The organism is Nostoc sp. TCL26-01, from assembly GCF_013393945.1.
In the GTDB taxonomy this organism is placed as follows: Bacteria; Cyanobacteriota; Cyanobacteriia; order Cyanobacteriales; family Nostocaceae; genus Trichormus.
The window spans coordinates 3,881,834-3,904,883 of the sequence record NZ_CP040297.1; the positions used below are offsets into that span (position 1 = coordinate 3,881,834).

21 protein-coding genes, 1 pseudogene and 1 CRISPR repeat array are annotated in these 23,050 nt (G+C 38.6%); of the genes and pseudogenes, 5 read left to right on the top strand and 17 right to left on the bottom strand.

The genetic code is table 11. The features are described from left to right. Positions 1-295: 295 nt before the first annotated feature. The 14 genes and pseudogenes from FD725_RS16830 to cas3 all read right to left on the bottom strand — a co-directional run. Positions 296-706: pseudogene (locus FD725_RS16830) on the bottom strand (transposase); the annotation flags it as partial. Between the two features lie 87 nt (positions 707-793). Then, positions 794-1,833: a CRISPR direct-repeat array (repeat unit 37 nt; unit sequence GTTTCAATCCCTGATAGGGATTTTAGTTAATAGAAAC). Positions 1,834-2,088: 255 nt separating this feature from the next. Then, positions 2,089-2,361: a CRISPR-associated endonuclease Cas2 gene (gene cas2 / locus FD725_RS16835; protein ID WP_179049196.1), complete on the bottom strand. Its 273-nt coding sequence runs from the start codon at positions 2,359-2,361 to the stop codon at positions 2,089-2,091. A gap of 29 nt (positions 2,362-2,390) precedes the next feature. Next, positions 2,391-3,392, bottom strand: a complete 1,002-nt coding sequence (gene cas1d, locus FD725_RS16840; protein ID WP_179049197.1) for a type I-D CRISPR-associated endonuclease Cas1d — start codon at positions 3,390-3,392, stop codon at positions 2,391-2,393. A gap of 112 nt (positions 3,393-3,504) precedes the next feature. After that, positions 3,505-4,167, bottom strand: coding sequence for a CRISPR-associated protein Cas4 (gene cas4 / locus FD725_RS16845; protein ID WP_179049198.1), 663 nt, complete (start codon positions 4,165-4,167; stop codon positions 3,505-3,507). Next, entirely contained in the window at positions 4,167-4,532 is a 366-nt protein-coding gene (locus tag FD725_RS16850) for a four helix bundle protein (protein ID WP_179049199.1), read from the bottom strand. Before FD725_RS16850 ends, cas4 begins: the two co-directional genes overlap by 1 nt. A gap of 140 nt (positions 4,533-4,672) precedes the next feature. Next, complete coding sequence (cas6, locus tag FD725_RS16855; RefSeq protein ID WP_179049200.1) at positions 4,673-5,545, bottom strand: CRISPR-associated endoribonuclease Cas6; 873 nt, start codon at positions 5,543-5,545, stop codon at positions 4,673-4,675. A 39-nt stretch (positions 5,546-5,584) separates the two neighbouring features. Further along, positions 5,585-6,196: a 2OG-Fe(II) oxygenase gene (locus FD725_RS16860; RefSeq protein WP_179049201.1), complete on the bottom strand. Its 612-nt coding sequence runs from the start codon at positions 6,194-6,196 to the stop codon at positions 5,585-5,587. Positions 6,197-6,220: 24 nt separating this feature from the next. Further along, complete coding sequence (cas5d, locus tag FD725_RS16865; protein WP_179049202.1) at positions 6,221-6,928, bottom strand: type I-D CRISPR-associated protein Cas5/Csc1; 708 nt, start codon at positions 6,926-6,928, stop codon at positions 6,221-6,223. Further along, the gene (gene cas7d / locus FD725_RS16870) at positions 6,928-7,944 is read right to left on the bottom strand and encodes a type I-D CRISPR-associated protein Cas7/Csc2 (RefSeq protein WP_179049203.1); all 1,017 of its coding nucleotides are present in this window, start codon (positions 7,942-7,944) and stop codon (positions 6,928-6,930) included. The genes cas5d and cas7d overlap by 1 nt, the downstream gene beginning before the upstream one ends. Before the next feature lie 44 nt (positions 7,945-7,988). Then, positions 7,989-11,342: a type I-D CRISPR-associated protein Cas10d/Csc3 gene (gene cas10d, locus FD725_RS16875; RefSeq protein WP_179049204.1), complete on the bottom strand. Its 3,354-nt coding sequence runs from the start codon at positions 11,340-11,342 to the stop codon at positions 7,989-7,991. A gap of 113 nt (positions 11,343-11,455) precedes the next feature. Next, on the bottom strand, positions 11,456-12,475 hold the full coding sequence (locus FD725_RS16880) for a YhcG family protein (protein ID WP_179049205.1): 1,020 nt from the start codon (positions 12,473-12,475) through the stop codon (positions 11,456-11,458). Positions 12,476-12,492: 17 nt separating this feature from the next. Further along, positions 12,493-12,711: a DUF433 domain-containing protein gene (locus FD725_RS16885; RefSeq protein WP_179049206.1), complete on the bottom strand. Its 219-nt coding sequence runs from the start codon at positions 12,709-12,711 to the stop codon at positions 12,493-12,495. A 73-nt stretch (positions 12,712-12,784) separates the two neighbouring features. Further along, a complete protein-coding gene (locus FD725_RS16890) occupies positions 12,785-12,967 on the bottom strand; it encodes a hypothetical protein (protein ID WP_179049207.1) in 183 nt (60 codons plus the stop codon). A 326-nt stretch (positions 12,968-13,293) separates the two neighbouring features. After that, complete coding sequence (cas3, locus tag FD725_RS16895) at positions 13,294-15,471, bottom strand: type I-D CRISPR-associated helicase Cas3' (protein WP_179049208.1); 2,178 nt, start codon at positions 15,469-15,471, stop codon at positions 13,294-13,296. Positions 15,472-15,571: 100 nt separating this feature from the next. Here cas3 and FD725_RS16900 point away from each other — a divergent pair, with 100 nt between their 5' ends. Next, entirely contained in the window at positions 15,572-16,438 is an 867-nt protein-coding gene (locus tag FD725_RS16900; protein WP_179049209.1) for a WYL domain-containing protein, read from the top strand. Positions 16,439-16,611: 173 nt separating this feature from the next. Next, positions 16,612-16,869 (top strand): DUF4278 domain-containing protein, encoded by a 258-nt coding sequence (locus FD725_RS16905; protein ID WP_179049210.1) that lies wholly within the window; start codon positions 16,612-16,614, stop codon positions 16,867-16,869. 221 nt (positions 16,870-17,090) lie between these two features. Here FD725_RS16905 and FD725_RS16910 read toward each other — a convergent pair whose 3' ends face one another. Then, a complete protein-coding gene (locus FD725_RS16910; RefSeq protein WP_179051566.1) occupies positions 17,091-18,227 on the bottom strand; it encodes a cob(I)yrinic acid a,c-diamide adenosyltransferase in 1,137 nt (378 codons plus the stop codon). Positions 18,228-18,503: 276 nt separating this feature from the next. Between FD725_RS16910 and fraC the strand changes: the two genes are divergently transcribed. The 3 genes from fraC to FD725_RS16925 all read left to right on the top strand — a co-directional run bounded on the left by fraC (position 18,504) and on the right by FD725_RS16925 (position 21,033). Continuing rightward, complete coding sequence (fraC, locus tag FD725_RS16915) at positions 18,504-19,049, top strand: filament integrity protein FraC (RefSeq protein WP_179049211.1); 546 nt, start codon at positions 18,504-18,506, stop codon at positions 19,047-19,049. A 33-nt stretch (positions 19,050-19,082) separates the two neighbouring features. Next, positions 19,083-20,114 carry a septal junction protein FraD gene (gene fraD, locus FD725_RS16920; protein WP_179049212.1) on the top strand — a complete coding sequence of 344 codons (1,032 nt, stop codon included), beginning with the start codon at positions 19,083-19,085 and terminating at the stop codon, positions 20,112-20,114. A 145-nt stretch (positions 20,115-20,259) separates the two neighbouring features. After that, entirely contained in the window at positions 20,260-21,033 is a 774-nt protein-coding gene (locus tag FD725_RS16925) for an ABC transporter permease (RefSeq protein ID WP_179049213.1), read from the top strand. Between the two features lies 1 nt (position 21,034). Here FD725_RS16925 and FD725_RS16930 read toward each other — a convergent pair whose 3' ends face one another. Both FD725_RS16930 and FD725_RS16935 read right to left on the bottom strand, forming a co-directional pair. Beyond that, positions 21,035-21,664 carry a pentapeptide repeat-containing protein gene (locus FD725_RS16930; protein ID WP_179049214.1) on the bottom strand — a complete coding sequence of 210 codons (630 nt, stop codon included), beginning with the start codon at positions 21,662-21,664 and terminating at the stop codon, positions 21,035-21,037. A gap of 432 nt (positions 21,665-22,096) precedes the next feature. Further along, the gene (locus FD725_RS16935; RefSeq protein ID WP_179049215.1) at positions 22,097-22,984 is read right to left on the bottom strand and encodes a carbohydrate ABC transporter permease; all 888 of its coding nucleotides are present in this window, start codon (positions 22,982-22,984) and stop codon (positions 22,097-22,099) included. Positions 22,985-23,050 lie beyond the last annotated feature (66 nt).

Consider the following 23,050-nt stretch of genomic DNA (forward strand, 5'->3'; position numbering starts at 1 on the left):
CTGCCAACTAAAAAAAATATACAATTACTTTGGTGAGCAGGGGAGGCGGGGGAAGCAGGGAAAGCAGGGGAGGAAAAATCTCATGATCATATTTGCTCTCACCCATTGAATATTTTATTTTCTAATCCCTCTTTTGTTACTTTAGGAAAAGAAAAATTGACAAGAAACTCAACTAGCAACAGAGAAACTGACTGGAGAAGCGCGAAAATCATTCATAAAGTCGATTAATCTCAAAAAGCAACGCTTCATACCAGGAATGTTAAATACTGTGAGCCAAGGTTGAATCAAACAGTAAAAAATATAGGACGGATACTATTCCATTCTCTGTTTTACCTAAGTTTCCAATATATTGCCTAGTCACATAATCTGTTGATTTTCCCTTTTTTTGATCTCCGGTTTCGTCAATACATAAAATTATTTCTCTTTCTCCAATAAACGTTTTGCTCAACCACAGCCTAATTTCTCTTAATTTTTTGACATCCCACAGTGCATCTCTCAAAAAATGATGTAGTGTTTGGCTATCTTTTAACCCCATTGTTTTAGCTATTTCTGGTAGGGTTTTTCGAGGGATTTCTGAAAGTATGCCCAAATGTAAGAATTTGAAGGCTTCAAAATGCCTCACATCCTCAAATACTGAATAATAGTGCTGGCAATAGTTATCTATGAATCCCACTGTGCTTACTGGCTGTCTGCGCGCCGTAACCATTCCTCTTACTTACTTTGTCTGCTTTTTTCCTGATTATACTCTCCCCATAGTAACAAAAGAGGGATTAGGTTAACAATAGGGGCTGCTGTTTCAATCCCTGATAGGGATTTTAGTTCATAGAAACGTTATCTCTGCGCTGGAAACTGATGCTACATGAGTTTCAATCCCTGATAGGGATTTTAGTTAATAGAAACGCTGTTCATATTCTTTCATCTTAGATGATGAATCAGTTTCAATCCCTGATAGGGATTTTAGTTAATAGAAACTGATAATTTAAGCATTGCAGTAACTTTAGTAATTCGTTTCAATCCCTGATAGGGATTTTAGTTAATAGAAACATTGTCACTTAAAGATCCATCAATAATCCTTAAATGTTTCAATCCCTGATAGGGATTTTAGTTAATAGAAACTCCAAAAATTCCAAGCTAAACTTGACGGAGCGATTCGTTTCAATCCCTGATAGGGATTTTAGTTAATAGAAACGCTAAATATGCCTTTGCCAATCTATGGGAATCAATCGTTTCAATCCCTGATAGGGATTTTAGTTAATAGAAACGTCAATCTTTTTTGGTAATCCCTCTGCGCCAAACGTTTCAATCCCTGATAGGGATTTTAGTTAATAGAAACTTGCCCTCAACCATTAAGAATATACTACCATAGTAGTGTTTCAATCCCTGATAGGGATTTTAGTTAATAGAAACCTGTGATGCAATTATCAGTAAGCTCAATGAGGTTCGTTTCAATCCCTGATAGGGATTTTAGTTAATAGAAACGTAAGTTCAATTTTGTAGTGGGGTTTATCTGGTAGTTTCAATCCCTGATAGGGATTTTAGTTAATAGAAACAAAAATTCAAAAACAACAAGGTAATTGAAATAGCTGTTTCAATCCCTGATAGGGATTTTAGTTAATAGAAACGCGATTTGATCTGCCATTTCCAGACAAGTCCGCCGTTTCAATCCCTGATAGGGATTTTAGTTAATAGAAACAATTTGGCATCGCTGGCTAGTTTCCGGTTGTCGTGTTTCAATCCCTGATAGGGATTTTAGTTAATAGAAACCCCAGCGCCAAGCAGGCGAAGGGATTTTATAAGTTTCAATCCCTGATAGGGATTTTAGTTAATAGAAACGGCCTGGGTTTGAAATGCTTGATGTATTTGGTTTTCAAGGTGCAGTTTCATGAATACCACATCAAGGTAGCTTTTCAGACTTTGGATTGTCAAGAGTGATTGTGAGAAAAGTGCTGGAAAGGTTGTAAAAATAAGGCTTTGGTTGGTTGCGTCAACCTCAATTGTAGTGTGAGAGGTTTTAAAAGCAGCAGGGATAAGCATTTGGGGCTAAAAATTTGAGCTTGTTTGCCAAACACCTACAGGTTGACGCAGAAGTTACGCAAAAAAGACAGTGGTATCTATTGGCATTTCGCCGCCGATGCGCTCTACTTTTGGTTGACAGCAAGCACAGAGGAAGTAAAAACGGATACTGTCTTGGTCTGGTTTGATCAGTTTTGCTATACGCGATCGCAGTTTAGCATACTGGGTTGGTGTTAAGTCGCATTCAAAAACAGAATACTGCATCCACTGACCATAAGATTTGAGTGTCTTGTGAATTTTAGTGCGACGTTTATCTTCTGGGATGTCGTAGGAAATGACTAAATACATAAATAATTCAAAATTCAAAATTTAGAAACCTATCTCATGACTAGAGGAGGGTATTTATCTATTTCTCCGAGTAGATATTTAGCTAATAGGCGAGCTTGGATTTCAAAGGTTTGTTGATAGGTGTATTGCTTTTGCAAAACTGGGTGTTTGAATTTATTTTGTTTTTTCTCTTGATATAATCTCAAGAAGATATGTAATCCTTCTTTAGTGAGTGAAACTGCATTACTGATGGGTTCGGTAATAAAATCTTTTGGTGATAGCATCCGGCGGTTGATGGCAGTTAAAACAACAGCGTCTACGATTAAAGGTCTAAATTCCTCCATTAAATCTAATGCTAAGGAAGGTCTACCATATCGTTCTGTGTGTAAGTATCCTAAATAGGGATCGAAGCCGACAATATTTAAGGCTCCTTGGATATCGTGACGTAATAAAGAATATCCTAAACTCAAAAGAGAATTGACAGGATCTATGGGTGGGCGACGGTTACGGGTAGTGAAGCTGAAGTTATCGACACGAATGAGTTGATTAAAACAACCAAAATAAGCAGCACTTCCCGCACCTTCAAAACCTCTAATGGTATCTATAGAATTAGCTTTTTCTAGGGAAGCGATCGCATTAGTTAATTGAGTGATATTACTATTTAAATCAACTGCATAGCGACGCTGTGCTTCTAATAAACTGTGGCGATAGTTTTTCAGTTTTCCCCTAACAAAACCTTGAGTTACATGGATTGCTTGGGGTGATTCTCCAGCCGCTTGCCATTGAGCAGTTCGCACGAAAATATTTTTACCCATTTCTGGCTCCAAACTAGCAAGATATTTACCGTTATTTGTGAGGAAAGTTAAGGGAATTTTTTTGTCGATGAGTTCAAAGACAGCCGCAGGAGAAATGCTGACTCGTCCCATAACTACTAAGCCATCAATTTTAATTAATGGTACATCGAGAATTGTTTTTTTCTCAAATTTGACATTCAGCCGTTCGTCAACTTTGCTGATAAATGAATCATCTTGTGTGATGTAAACTGTCCCCATAATTTCACCTACAATGGATATGTTAATTATTAGCCAAAAGATGAAAAATCTTGGCTACACAAATTTAGTCTGTTCTTGCAGACTTAAACACAAAATCAAGATAGTTAAAAAGTTAGTTAGCTTCTTGATAAGTTTTTATTCTTGCGGAAGCTCTAGGTAAACATTGCAAATTAAGACTGCATCCTTCACAGCGTTTGCTATAAATTGGTTTAGGCATTATGCCTGTTGTGAGCAAATTTGTGACGGCTTGAATGGTAGCGATCGCACTTTGCCGTAACTCTTGATTAATCTCTACCAATTGTCGTTGATGAGAGTGGGCGTAATAAATATATCCTGTAGTAATTGTTTGCCCTGTCATCTCTTCTAAACACAAAGCTTGGGCGCAGACTTGCAATTCATCATTATCCCATTCACCTTTGTGTCCCCGCTTATATTCCACCGGATAAAATTGACCAGATTGGGATTCAATTAAGTCAGATTTACCAATGAGTTTATACTTATCTGACTTCAACCAAATCGCTCGGATTTGCCAAGTTTCCTCCCGGTGTCCTTCGCCTATCGTATGGACGCGCTCATGTAAACTTGTGCCTTCAATGGTATATTGATTATCAACAAATTCATTGGCACAAAACATCCGCCAGCAGCGATGGGAACAGTAAGCATATTGATTCAATGCGGCAATTGGAACGTATTCTTCAGGTGACAGGTGACAGGTGACAGGTGACAGATGAGGTATTTCAGGTGAAAGAATATTTGTGATGTTTTGATTAGTCATTAGCTTTTTAATACACGATGACGAAGAGTAGTGAGCATTTTGCTGATTTCTGTAATCAGAGATAATGTTGGATTAGCTTGAGCTAGAGTCAGATAATTAAGTCTTACAGCCAGCATCAAAAAAGTTTCTGTTTCCATTAATGAACCTTTAGATATAGATAAAAAATGAGCATAATCATTCTTGCTGCTGCTACGTCCATGACCTTCAGCTATATTTGCAGGAAAAGATATAGCTGCACGAGTAATTTGTGATGTAATTCGATATATTTCTGTTGATGGAAAATTGCTGGTTAATTGATATATTTGCACCACCATATCCATTGATTTTTGCCAGACAATTAAATCTCGATGGGATTCAATTTTCATAGGTAATAGGTAATAGGGGAAAGGTGACAGGTGACGGGTGACATTTTATATGAGATTGCTTGAAAATCAGAGGATTGCCATCAAGTAGTATTTCCACTTATTCATCACTTCTAACCTATACCCTTTTTAATACTCTCTTTCTATAACCTATAACCTGTAACCTGTAACCTACGTATCATTCCCATACCCATTGTAGTTTTGCGTCCCACTCCTGCATATAAAGCAAAATCAGCTAAAGCGTTGATTTGCTTAATTTGCATTGGTTCAGCATCCCCTAATATCCGATAGCTAATATCTCCAAGAATGCCAATAAATTTACTCCGGGAATCAGCCACTATTTCTGTATGAATGTTGAGAAATGAGGGAAATATTGACTCAAGCCCAATCTGAGAAAATTCTATGTTGCTGTATTTATTCCAGCGAGAAAGTAACGAGTTAAAAATACATTCTCTCGTGGGGAGAGTGGTATCATATTGTCCTTGACGAAAGGCTGTAGGTGTGGAGAAGGTAAAATTAAAAGTGCGTTCGCTTTCACTAGCTTGCTCATACAATTGAGCATAAGTACAAGCATTTGCCCAAGGTTGAGTAGATTGGGGTGTGCCTTGAATGCTGGTAATATATAGGTCAGCTGGGCCGAGATGCCAAGGATGACTAGGGTTTAGATTGAGCCATAGTTGCGTTAGTTGACTAAAAAGGGTGTCGTCAAGGAGAGAAACACGCCACCAGCAGGGAGTTCCGGCGGGAATAGCTTCCTGATGAAAGTATTGTAAATGACTAGGAGAAACTCTTGCTTTATACCTACCACGCTCCTGTCCCCTATCCCCCTGTCCCCTAATTTGCAAGGGTGAGAGAGTGAAAGCTTTATCTGCGGTAGCATTGTGTAAGCGATCGCCTAATGTGCTATCAACTGAACTAACAAGGGTGAGAAATAGGGCGTGTAAATGTCTGCCAGTGAGATATTGTGGAGGAATTGGTGATTGGGGCAACAAATTAAGGACTAAACTATGAGGCATATTAAATAATTCAAAATTCAAAATTCAAAATTCAAAACCTTAAGTGCGTTTTTTGGTGTTAAGGTGATTGGCTCTGGATTCAATGGTAAACTCTGGAATGTCTTGGAGTTCACCATCGTTTAAACTATACTGTTCACAAACCAAGCTCAAGCGATTTCCTGGCGTTTTCACAGCATTTACAGAATGGGTTAAATCTCCTTGGAAATAAATTAAGGTGTTCATCTGTGGCTTAATTTGTCCCAGTTGACGTTTGTGCGACTTGAGTACCAACTCCCCTCCCTGCATATCCTCTGGTACTCGCACATACAGCACACTAACAAACATAGGCGGTTCAATGGTTTTGCAATAGGAACGCAGAGAACGATCTATATGTGGATCTACACGGGAACCTTCCTTGAGGAGTAAAGGATTGAGGTAAAAAGCGTTACAGTTAGGTTGGAGAGCCAAATCTAGGTACGGTTGGAAGTAGGGGAAGTTTTGCGCTACTTTGAGAATGTGCGATCGCCTGAACACTACAGAAAATCCCTTAGTACCGACAAAATCGCGGTTGAGGTTGTTGACAGCAAAGTAAGGACAAGCATGGATTTCTCCCCAAAGGTGGTTAAGATAGTCGCTAGGGAAGGCGTTTGGTTGTTGTTGGTAGTGTTTCACAAGTGGGGAGCGATGCAGTAATAATTAACTACGAAAATGATATGCCATCCGAGCCGGAATTTTTACATCCTTAACATCACCAAAATAGTAATATTGTCCTCGCATTTGCACATTTTGAATTAGACTAACTGGAGGCATATTCACCACATCGTAGCTAATCACTTGATTAGTAAACATCACATCCAAAGGATTGAAAGGATATTTACAAGTAAATATACCTTCAGTGATTTGTGGTTTAGGTAACTGTTCAACTGTCACTTCCGCCTTACTCATCCACTTACCTAAGCGAATCCATTTGCGTAATTTCAGTTCGTTTTGAGAAATCACAAAAAACTCAAATTCACTTTCTGCTGCTATCTCCTTTGCTCTGCCAAAACTAGGGATATTCTTCTGGGTTTTCTCCATTTCCACATGATAGTTGTTGTTAGCGTACTTCCATGTGTTGAGAATAGCAGAATGTCCCATAGAACGCGCTGGAGTGACATAAATACCTTGTTGATTCAGAGGTGTTAAATGCTCCTCATATTTTGGTACTTGTTCAGGACAAAAATAACGATAGGAATCTTCTTCAGCAACGGTGGTAGAATAGATTTCGCTATCAACTAACCCCAGTGCATAACAGAGAGCATAATTGTGAATTACTGGTTCTGTTTCGTAGAGTCGTCCGATTTCACGAGTAGCAAAATAGAGGCTGTCGTGCAATTCTAATTGACAACGGTAAATCAATACCATCACTCTTTCCCCGCTTTCGCAGCAGGTTTCTTTTTACTAATGTGTTTGTTGGCGTAAGCCTTAGCTTCAGCATCAGCTTTTTGTAAGATGCTTTTAATTCCTGTTTCATTCGCAGTGAGGTTTTTTACTTCTTGAAATAGAGGCTCAAAAGCATCACCAATAAAGTCAGTATGCACAATAAATTCTTCCGACATCAAAGTTGCAATAGCATTTTTAGCAGCAGTAATTACTTCATCTTCATCTAAAGGATCAGGAGATGTTAGAGAATTATTAGCTTTCATTTGGTCATATATAGCTTGAGTCCAGCGCAGATTACTGGTAATTTCTCCGTCAGCAAATACAACACCTATTAACTCGTTTCTTACTCTACCTGTACGAGTTGTTTGCGCTCCATAATGGCGGGTGCGTAAAATGTTATTAAAAACGTAAAGGAAACTAGCTTCTGTGGGGTCTTTGAGGGTGACAATACTAGGAAAGAAAACTTGCGGTCTAATGTGGTCTTGTTGGTTAATTCTGCTAGTAACTTCACCGGGTTTTGAACCATTTTCTCCTTTGGAAGCCATTGTACCATTTTCAAAGGGAGCATTAAGGGTAAAAGTTTCGTGAGATTCATCAAATGCAGTAATAGAAAATGCTGTATCGACTACAACTTTTGATTTTTCTGAACCGGAATCACCAATCGCAAAACCATAAATAATACAGTCAGGATTATCCATTGCAAAGTTGACGTTATATTCGCAGTCTTCCGGTTTCATCAATTCATATTTTCGGAGTAATTCTCGTCCTACTAAACGTTCTGGGGTAGATTGTTTGCGCTTAAACATTGACAAACGACTAATTGTAGTCTTATCTTTAACTCCGGCTCTAACTCGTGCTTTATTTAATTCTCCATCTGTTTGAAATAAAGGGTAAGATTCTGTGATACGAATTGTCAGGAAGTGGGCGTATTTACCCATTGGTTTATAAGGAATTTCGGCTTGAAATAACTGAGAATCAACAGTTTTGAGCAATGCCATATTCATCTCCAAATGATTTAGTAATTTTGACTTCAGATAGCTAATTAATCATCGTCAGATTCGGTGGATTTATCACCTTTAGCTGCGTTTTCTTTGTCGTCTTCTAAACGGTAAAGAAACTCACAAGTATCACGAATTAAATTGATTTGTCGTCCTGCTAAACGAGCGCGATCGCCAGCAAAAGCTTTCTCAAATACTTCGATGACAAAATACTTGGCAAAATCCAACACAGCTTGTCTTTCTTCTTCGCGTTTACTCATTACCCAGCGTCCTTCCGCAGTGGAAGCATGAACGCGATCCATTAGTTTAAAAACTTCTGCTGCAACAGCCGCTACTAATGTTTCTCCATGAAATACACTTGATTCAGCTTTAAGGATAGTTTCTGCTGCAATATCAATTGGTTTTAACACAGCATTAGATTTAGGATTATAACGCTTATTCGCTCGATAAAAACGGCGATAAAGTTCTGTTAAATTCTTTGGATGATTCAGACTTGATTCTGCTTGCACAATCAACGTTTTTGTGTTCATGTCATACTGCACATAAGGGTCAAAACAAGGATAAAAATGATAGGCATAAAGCCTAATTTTCTCGATACGTGCTGTTTCACTTCCTTGGTTACGTACCCAACGATTGAGGTAAGAAAAAACGTACAAAGGACTAGTTTCAAAATCCTTTGCTAGTTCAGTAAATCTACCCCAGTTGGCATCGTAACCAGATTTACCTTGTCTAGCATTCACATCAAGATGGATTGCGTAGGCGGCGGTAAGCACATTTAGAGGTGCGGGATATTGAATGCCGTTGTCATGCCAACCTTCCAGGATGTAATCTAGACGGAAGCGATCGCGTCTGACTAATGCACGGAAAGCATGAGGCGCACTATCGAGAAAAACGCTTTCTTCAAATTCCGCACCATCATTAAATGGAGGAATTGGTGACTCAGACACCACAGTTTTAACATCTAAAATCATCGGAAAAGCAAACGCCAACCAACTTGGCATTATCCAAGATTCGGTATCGGTGCTATCTCGTCCTGGTGGTAGTGCCATGAAATAAAATGTTAAAGGTTGGTCTTCAGGATAAGACAGTTTAAATGTGCGGTCTTTGTCAGGTTGTAAGTTTTCATCAATTAAAAAAGCATCGACACTTTGATAATTTTCTCGTTCTAAGTTCGCTTGTAAATCTTTGGTGATAAAGTGATTACGAACGCTAGTATCAAAGCGAGTTTGAGCAATACCGTTGTAAGCTTTCTGTAAAAACTTGTTGGTTTCTGGTGTGAAATAATAAGTCGGATAAAAGTAGAGATAGCGATATTTACCATCTTCAAATCGTTTACCTACTGCTTGCGTTTGATTCATTAAAATTTGCCTCAGCATCATCTCTACACCAGCAATACTAGAGATGTTGCGCTTGGCGTTAGAACCTCCTAACATTTGCTTATTTGTATAAACTTGGGGAGTAAATAATACTGCCGATTCCATCTGTTCTGTAACTGTGTAAGCAGAATGGGAAATGGAGCAGATTAATTGTCTACCCCGTCCTGGTTTTTTGGCAGCATTATAGTTACTCAACTCAGCTAAAAATGTATCGACTTGAGTTGTCGCTGATGCTTCTTGATGCGTGTTGGATAACATCACAACTCGTGATACCCAAAGCCTTAAATCATCCCAACCATCAGGTAATTCGTACTGTGCAATAATGGGTGAAATTAAGTTTGTGAGATATTGAATAACTTGCTGACAAGTGTCACGTACACTCTCAATTCCAGGATGATTTTCTAAATATTTGGCTGCAAGATAATACCATTCATACGGTACACCTCCCGTATTGCCTTTTAATTTGTTTTCTTTGAGGCTTTCGTTAATGCGTTGAATTTCTCGAATTTGGGGTAAGTATGTTGTCAAGTTCCAAAATTCTGCGACTTTATGAGTTAAATCTAAATTTGGTACTTCTGGCAACTTTTTATTTTTCTTGCGAATATCCTCAATCCTATTTACTGTTTCATCCCAGATTTTGCGACTAACTAAATCACCAAACTCAGCTATTTGATCAATGCGGATATCATCATCAAATTTAAAGTCATAGTCAGCCGATAAAACACTTTGTTGCTGAAACTTAATTAAATTCTCACTGCGACTTTTAGCAACAGAGTCTTTGTTAGGATTTAAGATGCGTAAAGTTGCATCTAACGCTACCTGCATCAAGCCAGGAGAGTCAAAAAATAAGTTGTAATATTCGGCATATTTCATGCCTTTACCATCTCTACCAAAACCTGTTTGTCTCAGGTGTAGTTGTCCCGCACAAAGCGATTTAATATTATCAACTACTCTGTCTGGTAAATCTTGTGGTGAAATAGGAGGTGCATAACGAGATGCTAAATAAATTACGCCTGTTGGCAGATATAACAGAGGTTCATAATAGATATCCTCCTCTGTATTCAGACTAGTATGAGCCTGAATTAAAGCATTGTTAACGACATTAGTTAAAACCCCTCTATTTTCAGCAATGCTGTGATAGGTAAGTTTTAATTGTCCATCACTTAAAAAGTGGAGAACTTCTTTAAGTTTAGGGTGTTCTGCATCTTGGGGATGTTTAACAATTGAGGCGAGGGAGTCAGCTAATAAAGTTAAACCTGATAATTGTCGCAGAGTGCGATCGCGCAATACTGGATTCAACCCAAATTCTGAAAAGTTCCAGTTAGTATCCCAGCGACTTTGTGCATTATAAGCCATGCACAATAAATCATCAATATATTCTTGATAAGTCTCTGGATTCTCTGGATTAATAAACTTATCCAGTCCCAATTGACGAACTTTTATATCAATAATTGGACGATGTTCTCCTAACGGCAACTTGCGGCAATCATTTGGGACATCAGGGAACTTTTCAAAGTCATGTAAAATAAACCCAGCAATTACTAAACGCCGTTCTTTTTCTTTCACCACTCGCCGGACTGTTGTATCGAGTTGCTGTAACCGTCTCTCAATTAAATTAGCTGGGAATAATCCATTTAATAAGTGTGTATTCAATGATTGATCAGCAGCGTTATCTCTTCTGACTTTAGTTTTTCCTTCGGCTTCTCGTTGCTGATCGATCGCATCAAAATACTTTCCACCTTTAGCTGTTACACCAATTGCTATACGTAAAAGATTTGGTAACACATATTCAGCAAAATCTGCCATTACCGAATCATCAGGATTTTGTGCTTGAATTGCTTCGCGTAGTAGTTTTAGACTGAGTAATTCTGCTTGGGTTTCGATAGTGCGGCTACCATCACCATCAAATCCAAAATCACCCGATAACCAATCTTCATCTGCTGTATCAGAATCAGTATCGTTTTCTGTTTCTAAGAGCGATAATTGTTGAAAATCATCTGAAGTTTTACTTTTTTTAGCCATCGTCTTAACTCAATAAGATTAAATAAGAATTAGCTTGTCATACATAAAACGGATATTGTTACAATGCCAAACTTATAGATTTAAAAACTAGGTTTATTCGTACCTACCTAATTCTATTCAAATCCTTTCAATAATATGGCAACTTGCTCAGGAGCAGGTAGTTGATTTTTTAATTCTTGAGGCAATTTTGATACTACTTGATAAGTGCCTACACCAATCGGTTTATTAGATTCCTTGAGTGCATATTCAACAACTGTTTTCTGTTTAGATTTGCAAAGAATAATTCCCACAGACGGATTTTCATCAGGTAGTTTTACTTTGTCATCTAAAACAGCTAAATAAAACTGCATTTTGCCGACATATTCAGGTAGAAACTTGCCGATTTTCAGTTCTATAGCTACCAAACACTTTAAAGTACGATGATATAACAGGATATCTATAAAATATTCTTCATCATCAATTTCTAGGCGATATTGACTACCAATAAATGCAAATTTACCGCCCATCTCTTGTAAAAATGGCTCAACTCTGGTTAAAATTGCCTCTTCTAATTGTCGTTCACTATATTCATCTCCTAATTCCAAAAAATCAAAAGTATATTCATCTTTAACAGCTAGTTTTAATTGGTTACGAATTTCTGATGAAACAGTTTGGTCAAAATTAGTTTGATTTAGCAGAGTTTTTTCATAGGTTTGGTTTTCAATTTGGTGAATCAAAACATTCTTTGTCCAGCCAAATTTGCGCGTCATTTTGATATAAAATTCGCGTTCTAAGTCATCTTTGCACTTCTCTAAAATAACTATATTGTGAGTCCATCCAATTTCTGCCACCATTGGTGGCAGAATTTCTTTCGAGTGATAAGTCAGATAAAAATCTCGCATTCTCCAAATATTACGAGCAGAAAATCCGCTAATTCCTGGAAACTCTCCTTGTAAGTCTTTTGCTAACTGTTCTACTACAGATTTTCCCCAGCCAGCTTCCTGTTGTCGGGTAAAAATCATCCGTCCAATATCCCAGTAGAGAGCAATGAGTTCTTTATTTACGGCCTTCAGTGCTTCATACTGAGCAGAACGAATGCGTTGTTTGACTTCCATTAGTAAATTTCTGTAATCGTCTGGAATTGGTTTACTCATAGCGGTAAATGTTCAACTTATTCATCACAAACTGACCGACGTGTATAGATTAAACAGGCTTGTATATCTTCCCTTTCCAACCAAGGATAACCCTGTAGCAAAGTTTCGATACTGTCTCCTGCCGCTATCATTTCTAAAATATGTTCAACAGCTAGGCGGCGACTGCGAATAATTGGTTTACCACTAAATATTTGTGGGTTGACTGTGATTCGTTCTAATAGTTTTTGTTCGTTCATGGTTTATCTCAAAGATGTTTAAGTTTAAAGAGGGGGCTTTTGAAATGATGAATTCTTAGCCCCCTTAGTTAACTTAAGCAGCCAATATCAATAACTCTCTACGAATTTGATGAGGCTGTTGTGGAAATAGGACGAGTTGCTCGTACCTGACACACTGTTGAACTTCTTCAACCTGAAACTCTTTACTATTGACTGGAGCAACCTGCCCAACTGTGTAAAGTTCCACATCAAAGAGAACTAATTGTTCACCACTCATTTTTGTTATCTCCAGGATTTGTCTGAATGGTGGTTTATGCCCTTTAAAGTTCATAAAAAGGTGTTACGCTACACGGATGCAAGCATCGGAACAGCGAATCTCCGTCTTTGTACTTGAAGGCTTACGCCACCAAGTAGACTTTAACACAGCTTTATAAGTTCAGCATCTGAAGACAAGTTTAATTTTGAGGACACATTTCTATATAATTGAATGTAGAGGGTAACTAATAATCCCTATCAGGGATTGAAATTTCCGTTGCTGCACTTGCAGGCTTACGCCCTCCGACTGTAAATCAGTGCCTAAAATCCCTATCAGGGATTGAAACCTCAACCAATCCATATCTCATCTCCTTTGCTTTTAAATGTGTACGCCAAAGTATCAAGCAACAATGCTGATTGACCAAAAGCGATCGCATACGGTGCGTTAGCATCATGAAAGCTATACTGATCGCTAATGGGGTAAATCTGAAAGTGCATCGGTAGCCGTAGCCGCATCCGCACTTCCGCTACAGGACGGCGCAGCACGTAGCAGACTAAACCTTCTTTCTTCAATTTTTTGTTAATTTCCCCAATCCAGTAGTTTTCAGGTTGCCAAATTTCCACGCCCTTTAAAACCTGAACTTTCCAAGCATCTGCAATTGGTTGCAAGTCGCCAGAATAAGTAAACTTCCAATTTAGCCGTTCCTCGCGGTAGGAACGCAACTTCATAAATGCTAGACAGTGAGCAAATCTGCCTTTGGCTATGGGTTGTCCAGTGCGTGCTGCGGTTTCTTTAAGTGTCCGTGTAAATGCCGCATCTGTCCACATTTCAATTTCTAAATTCCCTAAAATGCTTGGTAAATCGTAGGTTTTAAATCTGTCTAGTTCATTTTCTTCGGTCAAATCATACAAACCACATTGCAGAGGACTCGAACCGCGAAAACTAGCAGCATCATCTGCAATGGGATTTCCTGATTTACCTCCTATCTCCTGCCATTCTTTCAACCATCGTTTTATACTGCCTGCATGACACTTCAGCTTAGTATCAAAAACCTGTTCGCAAGCTTGGCTAAATGCCTTTAAACTAGCTGCATACTGTTGTTGAATGGTCTTATCTTGCAGTTTCCAACAAATTTTAACTGACTGTACTGCACCCCAACGTTTGTAATAGCCACGAAAATCATTAATTTGGCGATATTTATCAGCAATTATGTGATGAAAACTAGGGCGATCGCAAATTTGATTGACTTCTAAAGGTGGTGTATCTCCCAGAAATAAACGTTCTACCAAAAAGTTAGGAATTACGGCAAAAGCTGTAAAATTTTGAAACTGAATTTCTTTACCATCTTTCTCATAGTTATCATGCCTACCTAAGCGACCCAATCGTTGAATAAAGTTACCTGCATCGGAAGATTCAAAAATCAAGAAATTGATTTTAAAATCGACACCTACATCAATAGTACTAGTGCCAATAAGTAAATCTGCTTTTAATGAATCCTCTCTCTGAGTTTTACTTGATAAACCTGTATTTTCCTCTACTGTTAAATCATGAGCTTGGAAAATTAGCTTAAAAAATTGTTTAAGTCTCTTAACTGCTGCAATGGAATTAAGAATTATTGCTCCTTTACTTCCGGGATATTGCTGAAACTGCTCTAAAATCAAATTGCTATTTTCTTTTAACCAAGCTTCTGATGCTTTAAAGCTCGGTTCTAGAGGAATAAAATTCAGCGAGATTGTCCGTGCAACTTGTCGCCATCCTTGGGTTTTAAGTTGCTGTTCTTGTTCTAGTGTATCAGGAAATTGATATTTATCTTGCTCAATAGGATTGATTTCTTGACAACGAAATCCCGCCAATTTTAATCTATCAATTAGATTACTATCTGGTGTTGCAGAAAGGAACAGAAATTTCTTGCGGCGATTTGTACAGCGAATTAACAACATGGTGTTAATCACACTGGCTATCTGTGGTGCAGCAAAAACATGAAATTCATCAAAAATAAACAAGTCAAAATCTTTGTCGATTTTTCCCCAGAGTTTGTCGGGACTATCACCGTGAATTATGTAAGCCCCTCTATGTAAATAATGGAAAATATCAGGGTTGGTTAATAAGGCTTCTCTTTGGCTGGTAAGCGTACCAATTGCTTGACCTTTTTTCAATCCTTCATTTTCTGCATAAATTTCTAAATCAGCACCACTCAATCTGACTACACGCGGTTGATTTGCTGGTTGAAATATTTCTACATATCCTTGAATCTGCGTTTCTTGATCACGGGCTAATTCGTTAGTTGGGTAAAGTCCAATTGCGGAAAATTCCCCCTGAAGAACTTCTAAATATGCAGCCAAGCTTTTACCATCGCCTGTCATTGCAGTGTTGAATACTACGTCAATATTGGGATTACGTAGTGCTTCTAAAGTAGCGACTTGATGCCAAGATAGTGACCAACCTTTTGGTATTTGCACCCCATCAGGTGTGGGGACGGTTTGGGAATAAATGGGTTTGAGATTAATTTTGTAACTTTCGGACATAAACTTAAATAGTGTCCGTAACTGGTTGTTAAAAACTATATTGGCACGCAAAATAGAAGTTGACAAGAGAATAGCTGTATAAAGTATACGGACATTTTTAATGAGTCGAAAAGGTCAATCTATTACACTGTCGATATCAGAACGCGATAAAGCTGAGTTAGAAAACTTAGCTCTGGAATTTGGTATGATGTGGGGCGATCGCCCGAATATCTCTAAACTCATAGAAGCGATCGCTCGTCATCAGTTAACTATTGGTAAAAATTACGACTGGAAAGAATCGCGTATCCGTGCGCTTGACCGAGCAATGCGAGTATTAGCAGACATCGGGCAGAATGAGCAAGCACAGATAATCGCACAAATGTTACTCGAACGTAGTGAACTACCAATACTTCTGCGAACCGAGATTGAAAGTTTTATCGGAAACTTACCGCCACAGTGGCGTTTAGAAATAGACCGTTACATCTTACGTCAGCAACCGTTTCAACTTAGTTATCAAGATGCTAGACATCACGTTTGGAATTTTACTGTACGTTACGCCCAAGTTACACCACACGAAAAACGTCAATATCTTGATTGTTGGTGTGAGGAAACCGAGGGTAACTTGGATGTAGAAGAATTACACCACAATTGGAGTTTGCGTTTAGATAGAATACACGACGCAGCAGTTTTACCTGTGACGGGTGAGTGGCGTTTGGGGTTATCAGAAATAGATGTAGAAATGTATCTATTTACAGGTTTAGCCTTTGCTTATCAACCTAAACCAGAAGACAAAATCAATGAATGGCTTCCAGATACACAAAAAATACGGCGAGTTGTGAGGCGTGTCTTTAGTACATTTTGGTTTATTCGAGAAGTGATGCAATATGCTCCTGATTGTGTAATTGTAGCGCCGGAGAATGTGCGATCGCTTATTCAACAAAAACTGCTTACCTTATGTCAGTTGTACGACCTTGAAATTAAGCAGTAAATTAATTCATCTGCTCAAATCAGTTCACTTATCAAAGCGAATTCCGATAGGGACTTTGCTAGCATCCGCTTGATTTCTCATCTGTTTCCAGAATTTTGCATAAATCTCCAGTTTACCGATGATAGTTCAAGTGTCATCAATCTTCCTCAACAGCAAATCGACAGGAGACAAAAATGAAACTCTATTATCGCGGTGCTAGCTACGAATGCAATCCTCATAGTGTTGCAAACAGAGAAGTACAACAGCCGTTTCAACCATCTGCCAGAAGAGGAACAGCTTATAATTTAATGTATCGTGGAGTGAGTTATCATGTTGACCCCAGCGCCCCAATGGAAGATACTACTCAACCATCCGTAACCTATAAATTGAGCTTTCGCGGAATTAACTACCTTGTCAATCGAAATATACAAGGTAAAGTTAGTTTAGTTTAATTTCTCAAGGCGATTTTACTAGCGTAGCAAGATTACAGTATAAGTATAGTCAAGAATTGTCAGTTGGGGAGCCAATGCACTTAATCCAACCTACATCTAATACTTGCTTCGTTCCCTATTCTCTCGCTACGCAAGTAATTTCAGGAATCAAATCAAGTAGTCCATAGTCAAAATCAAGTTTTTTTAAACTGTTGACTATTGACTATTGACTATTGACTAATTTAAAAATCAACACCCCGTTTTAGTTCTACGCCATGATTAGCGTAGTGTTTATGACAATAAACTTCCGAGTGAATGCTGGCTAAATCAAAGTAATCAGGGTGATTTTGACAACGGCCAGTAATGATAATCTCGGTGTCACGAGGTTTACGTAATAAAGCTTGGACAATGGGTTCAACGGGAAGCAATTCTAAGTCAACGGTGGGATTAAGTTCATCGAGGATGATGGTTTTGTAGAGTCCAGAAGCGATCGCTGTTTTGGCGATTTCCCAACCCCGTTCGGCTTCTATATAGTCTAATTCTTGGCGGGAATTGCGCCAGACGATCGCATCTCGACCGCAGCGTTGATGATCCACCACTTCCGGATAAGATTGACGTAAGGCGGCGATCGCTGCATCTTCTGTATAACCACTACCACCTTTGAGCCACTGCATAATCAGTACCCGCGTTGAACCGGGATGGTTGATACCTCTACCAATGGCCTGTAAAGCTTTACCTAAAGCACTGGTAGATTTACCTTTACCCGCACCTGTATAAATTTCGATCCCTTGAATCAAGAGTTCATTGGCAATGGGATGGTGTTGGGGTTTCATTTCTGAGTGCAAATCCGCAATGTCGAGTAATTTTTGTGGCGCACCTCTACCAGTGGCAATGATTTCCAATTCTTGCGGCTTAGATTTTATTGTCTGCACTACCTCATCAACAGAAAGCAAGCCCAAATCGAGGACGGGGTTAAGTTCATCCAAAACGACAACAGAATATAAACCAGAAGCAATTGCTCCTTTGGCTACATCCCAACCCCGCGCCGCTTCCACACGATCAAAATTTGTAATCTCCTCCACACCAAAAAATTCTGCTCTCCCAGTGCGGACTTGATCGATTAAATGTGGAAATCCACGCTGTAGGGCAGCGATCGCTCCATCTTCATCATAATCACGCTCAGGCCCTTTTAAAAACCGTAGCAATAGTACCCGATTAGAATTGTTGGGTGTATTTATCCCCAAGCCAATCGAGCGCAAAACAACCCCCAAAGCTGCTTGAGACTTACCTTTACCCACACCATCATATATGTGAATTTGACCAGTAAGCCGTTCTGAACGCACTTGCGCCGTGCGGATACCGATACCGTTCCTTGTCATCTGTTGCAAAGCTCTAATGTGGCAGTCTCCTATCTTACCGAAGGTAAGAGTCAATAGTCATTAGTCAATGGTCAATGGTCAATGGTCAATGGTCAATGGTCAATGGTCAATGGTCAATGGTCATTAGTCAATGGTCAATAGTCAATAGTCATTAGTCAATGGTCAATAGTCATTAGTCACTCCCTCACTCAGCACTCACTACTCACTACTTCATACACACCAAGATCGTAAATTACGGCTATACTCTCTACAGTTTCTTTTTTCTCTTGGTTACTTATGTTTGAAGACATTACGCTGCCGAGTATTTTGCCTGTGGGTGCATTTTTGTTTAATTTATTATTTTTACTGATTGCTATCCCGATAGAAGCTTATGTCTATCATCTGCGCTTGAAGTTTGATAAAAAAACTAGTACTTTTTATGCGATCGCTGTCAATATATTTTCTGGGGTGCTTGGTTGGGTTATCTTCTTTTTTATAGAGCCTGTACTGCCAGTAGAATTAAAAGCAGACTTAATTGGCTATGTATTTTTTAATATTTTTAAATCACCTAATGCTCAAGGAATGATAATTTTAACTACTTTTAGTATTTTCTTTGCCACTTTTTTGATGAAGTTTTTCCTGCTCAGAATATTTGTATTTTCCTTAAGTGATGATTTAAAAATAGGTAAGGATAAGCAAGAAATACAAGTACTTCAGCGTCAAAAATGGCGCATTTTGAGTAGAGCTAGATTTCAAGGTACAAATTTAGTTACGACTACACTGATTGCTAATTCATTAAGTTACACTGGCATTACTCTTATTTTACTACTGCGTAATAGATAAGTAAATACCTAAATAGTTGATGGAGGTATATTTATGAGTTTTTTAATCAAGGATTTTTTTGGGGTATTCAAAATTGTTGAAGATGTTTATGAAAGAGTTAAAAAAATCTTAGTTCCACCCAAGGCTTTTTCTTGGCAGACGTTAGTTTATTTGAGTGTCTTTTCTTGGGGATTATCTTATTTTGCTTTGGGGTATGTTCGGGATTTTATCGCTCTGTGTGGATGGCTATTTTTAATTGCGGGTACAGCTTGGTATACCACTGATGATCCTTTGAGGATTCCAGGTACTTTTATGCCGGTGGGAGCTGTTCTGACAGGATTTCTAGTCAGTGTTTTTGCTTTTGGTAATCAGCAAGATATAATTACACCGAGAACAATTGTTCTGTGGCCGACAATATCAGCATTAATTACAGCACTTCCAGAATTTATTGAAGGCACAGATACAGATTCTACAGCCAAGATTCCCAAACCAGAAGCTCGGCAAAAAATTATCATTTTAGTCGCTAGTTCTATGATGTTAAGTTGCTGGTTGCAGTTTTATTTTGTTATGGATAAATGGTTGCAAGAATACCCTAGTTTATTGGCAGACAACTTTAGTCGTAGTACTTTTGTGATTAATCGAGATATACCAGAAAAGATGCCGCAAAATGGTGTTCTTGTCCTCAATAGGTTACAACCATTAGTTGAAGAACAGATTGCAGAAAAACCTTGGTCAGTAGCTGAGAGATGGTTGATTGAAGCAAATGTCAACGTACGTCAATTAGGTCAACAGGTAATAGAGAAAAATTTGGGTCAATATGAAGAAAAAGAACTGTGGCGTGTAGAACCACGTGCAGTTAATATTCCATCTGGTTACAGGTTAGATTTGCTGAATATTTGGGAAGGCCCAACTTCTAATCCCCGTGGTTATTATCTGAGAAAATCCTGCCAGATAACCCAAGTCCCAGTATCTACGAGAACGACTAATACAAGCCGTAGATTAGCGGAAGATAAAAACACAGTAGCAGAGATACAATGCGATCGCACTAATAAAATGTTCGTCGGTTCACCACCACCACAGCAGTGAGGGAGTAATGAGTGCTAAGTGCTGTTAGCGGTAGCGGGGCGTTTAGCCCGTGCTGAGTTGGGAGTGAGGGAGTGAGGGAGTGACCAATGACTATTGACTATTGACCAATGACTATTGACTATTGACCATTGACTAATAACTAACTATGGCTAAAACCTTTGTAATTGCGAAGAATGTATTCCAAGAAGTTGTGCGCGATCGCATTTTATATATTATCGGTCTTTATGCTCTGATTTTGGCGATCGCTATTCGGGCTTTACCGGAGTTTGCTGCTAGTACCGACGACAAAATGTTTCTAGATTTTGGACTGGCGGCGATGAACGTTATCGGTTTGATTATCGCTGTGTTTATTGGTACGGGACTAGTTAATAAAGAGATTGAGAAACGAACTATTTTGTTATTAATTGCTAAACCTCTCAGTCGTGGAGAATTGATTGCGGGTAAATTTTTTGGTTTATCGGCTGTGTTGACTGTTTTGATTGCTAGTATGACGGCAATTTATTTAGTCTTTTTGCAGTTTGGCAATATTTCCCATCCGACAACAAGTATTTTAATTGCGGCTATTTTTTTGTGCTTGCAATTATCTTTAATGACTGCTGTTGCCATTACATTCGGAGTATTTACTAGCTCTTTGTTAGCAGTTGCTCTCACATTTGCTGTGTATTTGATGGGGAATATTACACAAAATTTAGTCGCTTTCAGCCGACTTAGCCGCAATCCAGTAATAGAACAGGCTATCCAAAGTTTATACTTAATACTGCCTGATTTATCTCGGTTAGATTTAAAAAATGATGCTGTTTATGGTCTGCAAGCATTACCAGATACAGCCACATTAATTGGTCATGCGGGCTATGGCATAGTTTACAGTACCATGTTGTTAGCGATCGCTATTTTTATTTTCTCTCGAAAAGAATTTTAGTTCACTCAAAAATGACTATTTGCGGGTAACTGATTTTACCATCAGGCATAATCGTATCTCGCAACTTAGCATAGGCAATTTTGGTATCTTGCAGTTTAGCGTCACTTAAATTAGCTTTAGTTAAGTTTGTCCAGGTCAGGTTCGCATTAGTTAAATTGACGGCTGTTAAGTTAGCTTCTAGTAATATAGCTCCAGATAACTTGGCATCAGTCAAATTTGCTTTGCATAAATTAGCTTCTATTAGAGATGCTTCTATTAATGTCGCTTGACTGAGGTCGGCTTCATGCAAATTAGCCTCGCATAAAGAAGCACCCCAGAGATTAATTTTATGACATTGCGATCGCCACAAATTAGCCCTACACAAATTTGCATCAGTTAAATCCGCATTCATCAGATTAGCGGCCGATAAATTAGCCTCACATAAATTAGCTTCCCGTAAATTAGATTGCATTAAATTTGCCGCAGAGAGGTTTGCACCACTGAGATTACAACCACATAGATTAGCAAAGCTTAAATCTGCACCCACTAAATTCATCCCACTTAAATCACAGCCACTGAAATCTCGACGCTGACAAAATTTATCTTTGATTTGACTCAGTATTAATTCTTGCGGTTCAGCAAAATTTCTCATGGTGTTCACCTGCGAGTGTCAATGAGCGTAAATGTCAATTGTCAAAGTAAGTGTGTATCGAAATTGCACCCTGAAAGCTAAATCGGTAGATTTCTCTGCACTGGTAAATGATACTTTTGTTCAGCTATTTTAACAGTTCCTATGTCTCATTAAAGTCAGGGAATGTTAATAGTGTCAACAAATGACACACTTAGAAAATTCTAGTTTTTGCAGTATACAAGTTTTATCATTTAATAGATACCATCCTGGCAAATATCGATGTCATACCATTTCACGTTAATCATGATACATATAAATTATGTAGAGACGTTGCATTGCAACGTCTCTACTGTTTTACACAACACCAAGATATACATTGGGTTCCGCAGATCATGTTGCGTTACGCAAAGCCTCCATCCAACCTACTAATGACCAATGACCAATGACTCTTACCTATTGCGACTCTTCTCCCCAAGTGCGTAATTGCCAATAAACTAATACCAAAGTAAAAGCTAATAATACTGTAGCGGCGGCGGCAGCATAACCAAAATCAAATTGACCAAAAGCTTCTTGATAGATGTAGTAAACAAGTAAGTTAGTTGTATTGAGAGGGCCACCACCAGTCATGACATAAACTTGCTCAAAACTCCGCAATGTAAAAATAGCAGTGGTAATGGTGGCAAATATAATAGTTGGTCGTAATCCTGGTAAAGTAATATGCCAAAATTGTTGCCAAGCATTAGCACCGTCTAATTCGGCTGCTTCATAGCGACTGGGTGGGATAGCTTGCAACCCTGCTAAGAACACCACCATATTAAAACCTAATTGTTTCCAAATACTTAAAATAATAATTACAGGCATTGCCCAAAATGTATCTCCTAGCCAAGAAATCTCTGGGATACCCAATATATTTAAAAAAGCGTTAACAGGCCCGGAAGTTTGAAATAACCAGCGAAATCCTAACCCAGCCGCTACCAAAGAAATAATTGATGGCAGAAAATAGGCACTCCGTAATACTCCCCGCAATGCTAGAGAAAGATTGAGTAATACTGCTAGTCCCAGAGGAATAACTAAACTAGGTATTAAGGAAGCAAGAGTAAAATAAACAGTGTTACTAATAACTTGCCAAAAATCAGGGTTTAGTAACAATCGCCAGTAATTTTTTAACCCTACCCAATAAATACCTGTGGAAGTGAAGCTACCAGCAGTAAAGCCGAGGTAACACAAATAGGCAATAGGCCATAAAACAAACACACCTAGCAAAATTACAGCAGGTGCAAGAAAAGTCCAAGCAGCAAATGTATCATTGTCTAACCATGATTTAGGGTATGCTTTTGGCATGATAATTTTCCTCTGGGCTAATTATTCTTGACTAACAAGATGCTCAACTCCTTTAATGAAGTCGGG

Excerpts from the sequence above, each read along its gene's own strand:
- FD725_RS16935 (WP_179049215.1), bottom strand. The coding sequence starts at position 22,984 with ATGCCAAAAGCATACCCTAAATCATGGTTAGACAATGATACATTTGCT.
- fraD (WP_179049212.1), top strand. The coding sequence starts at position 19,083 with ATGAGTTTTTTAATCAAGGATTTTTTTGGGGTATTCAAAATTGTTGAA.
- FD725_RS16890 (WP_179049207.1), bottom strand. The coding sequence starts at position 12,967 with ATGAGTGGTGAACAATTAGTTCTCTTTGATGTGGAACTTTACACAGTT.
- cas3 (WP_179049208.1), bottom strand. The coding sequence starts at position 15,471 with ATGTCCGAAAGTTACAAAATTAATCTCAAACCCATTTATTCCCAAACC.
- FD725_RS16925 (WP_179049213.1), top strand. The coding sequence starts at position 20,260 with ATGGCTAAAACCTTTGTAATTGCGAAGAATGTATTCCAAGAAGTTGTG.
- FD725_RS16900 (WP_179049209.1), top strand. The coding sequence starts at position 15,572 with ATGAGTCGAAAAGGTCAATCTATTACACTGTCGATATCAGAACGCGAT.
- cas1d (WP_179049197.1), bottom strand. The coding sequence starts at position 3,392 with ATGGGGACAGTTTACATCACACAAGATGATTCATTTATCAGCAAAGTT.
- cas2 (WP_179049196.1), bottom strand. The coding sequence starts at position 2,361 with ATGTATTTAGTCATTTCCTACGACATCCCAGAAGATAAACGTCGCACT.
- FD725_RS16880 (WP_179049205.1), bottom strand. The coding sequence starts at position 12,475 with ATGAGTAAACCAATTCCAGACGATTACAGAAATTTACTAATGGAAGTC.
- cas7d (WP_179049203.1), bottom strand. The coding sequence starts at position 7,944 with ATGGCATTGCTCAAAACTGTTGATTCTCAGTTATTTCAAGCCGAAATT.
- FD725_RS16885 (WP_179049206.1), bottom strand. The coding sequence starts at position 12,711 with ATGAACGAACAAAAACTATTAGAACGAATCACAGTCAACCCACAAATA.
- FD725_RS16905 (WP_179049210.1), top strand. The coding sequence starts at position 16,612 with ATGAAACTCTATTATCGCGGTGCTAGCTACGAATGCAATCCTCATAGT.
- FD725_RS16930 (WP_179049214.1), bottom strand. The coding sequence starts at position 21,664 with ATGAGAAATTTTGCTGAACCGCAAGAATTAATACTGAGTCAAATCAAA.
- cas4 (WP_179049198.1), bottom strand. The coding sequence starts at position 4,167 with ATGACTAATCAAAACATCACAAATATTCTTTCACCTGAAATACCTCAT.
- FD725_RS16850 (WP_179049199.1), bottom strand. The coding sequence starts at position 4,532 with ATGAAAATTGAATCCCATCGAGATTTAATTGTCTGGCAAAAATCAATG.
- cas6 (WP_179049200.1), bottom strand. The coding sequence starts at position 5,545 with ATGCCTCATAGTTTAGTCCTTAATTTGTTGCCCCAATCACCAATTCCT.
- FD725_RS16910 (WP_179051566.1), bottom strand. The coding sequence starts at position 18,227 with ATGACAAGGAACGGTATCGGTATCCGCACGGCGCAAGTGCGTTCAGAA.
- cas5d (WP_179049202.1), bottom strand. The coding sequence starts at position 6,928 with ATGGTATTGATTTACCGTTGTCAATTAGAATTGCACGACAGCCTCTAT.
- cas10d (WP_179049204.1), bottom strand. The coding sequence starts at position 11,342 with ATGGCTAAAAAAAGTAAAACTTCAGATGATTTTCAACAATTATCGCTC.
- fraC (WP_179049211.1), top strand. The coding sequence starts at position 18,504 with ATGTTTGAAGACATTACGCTGCCGAGTATTTTGCCTGTGGGTGCATTT.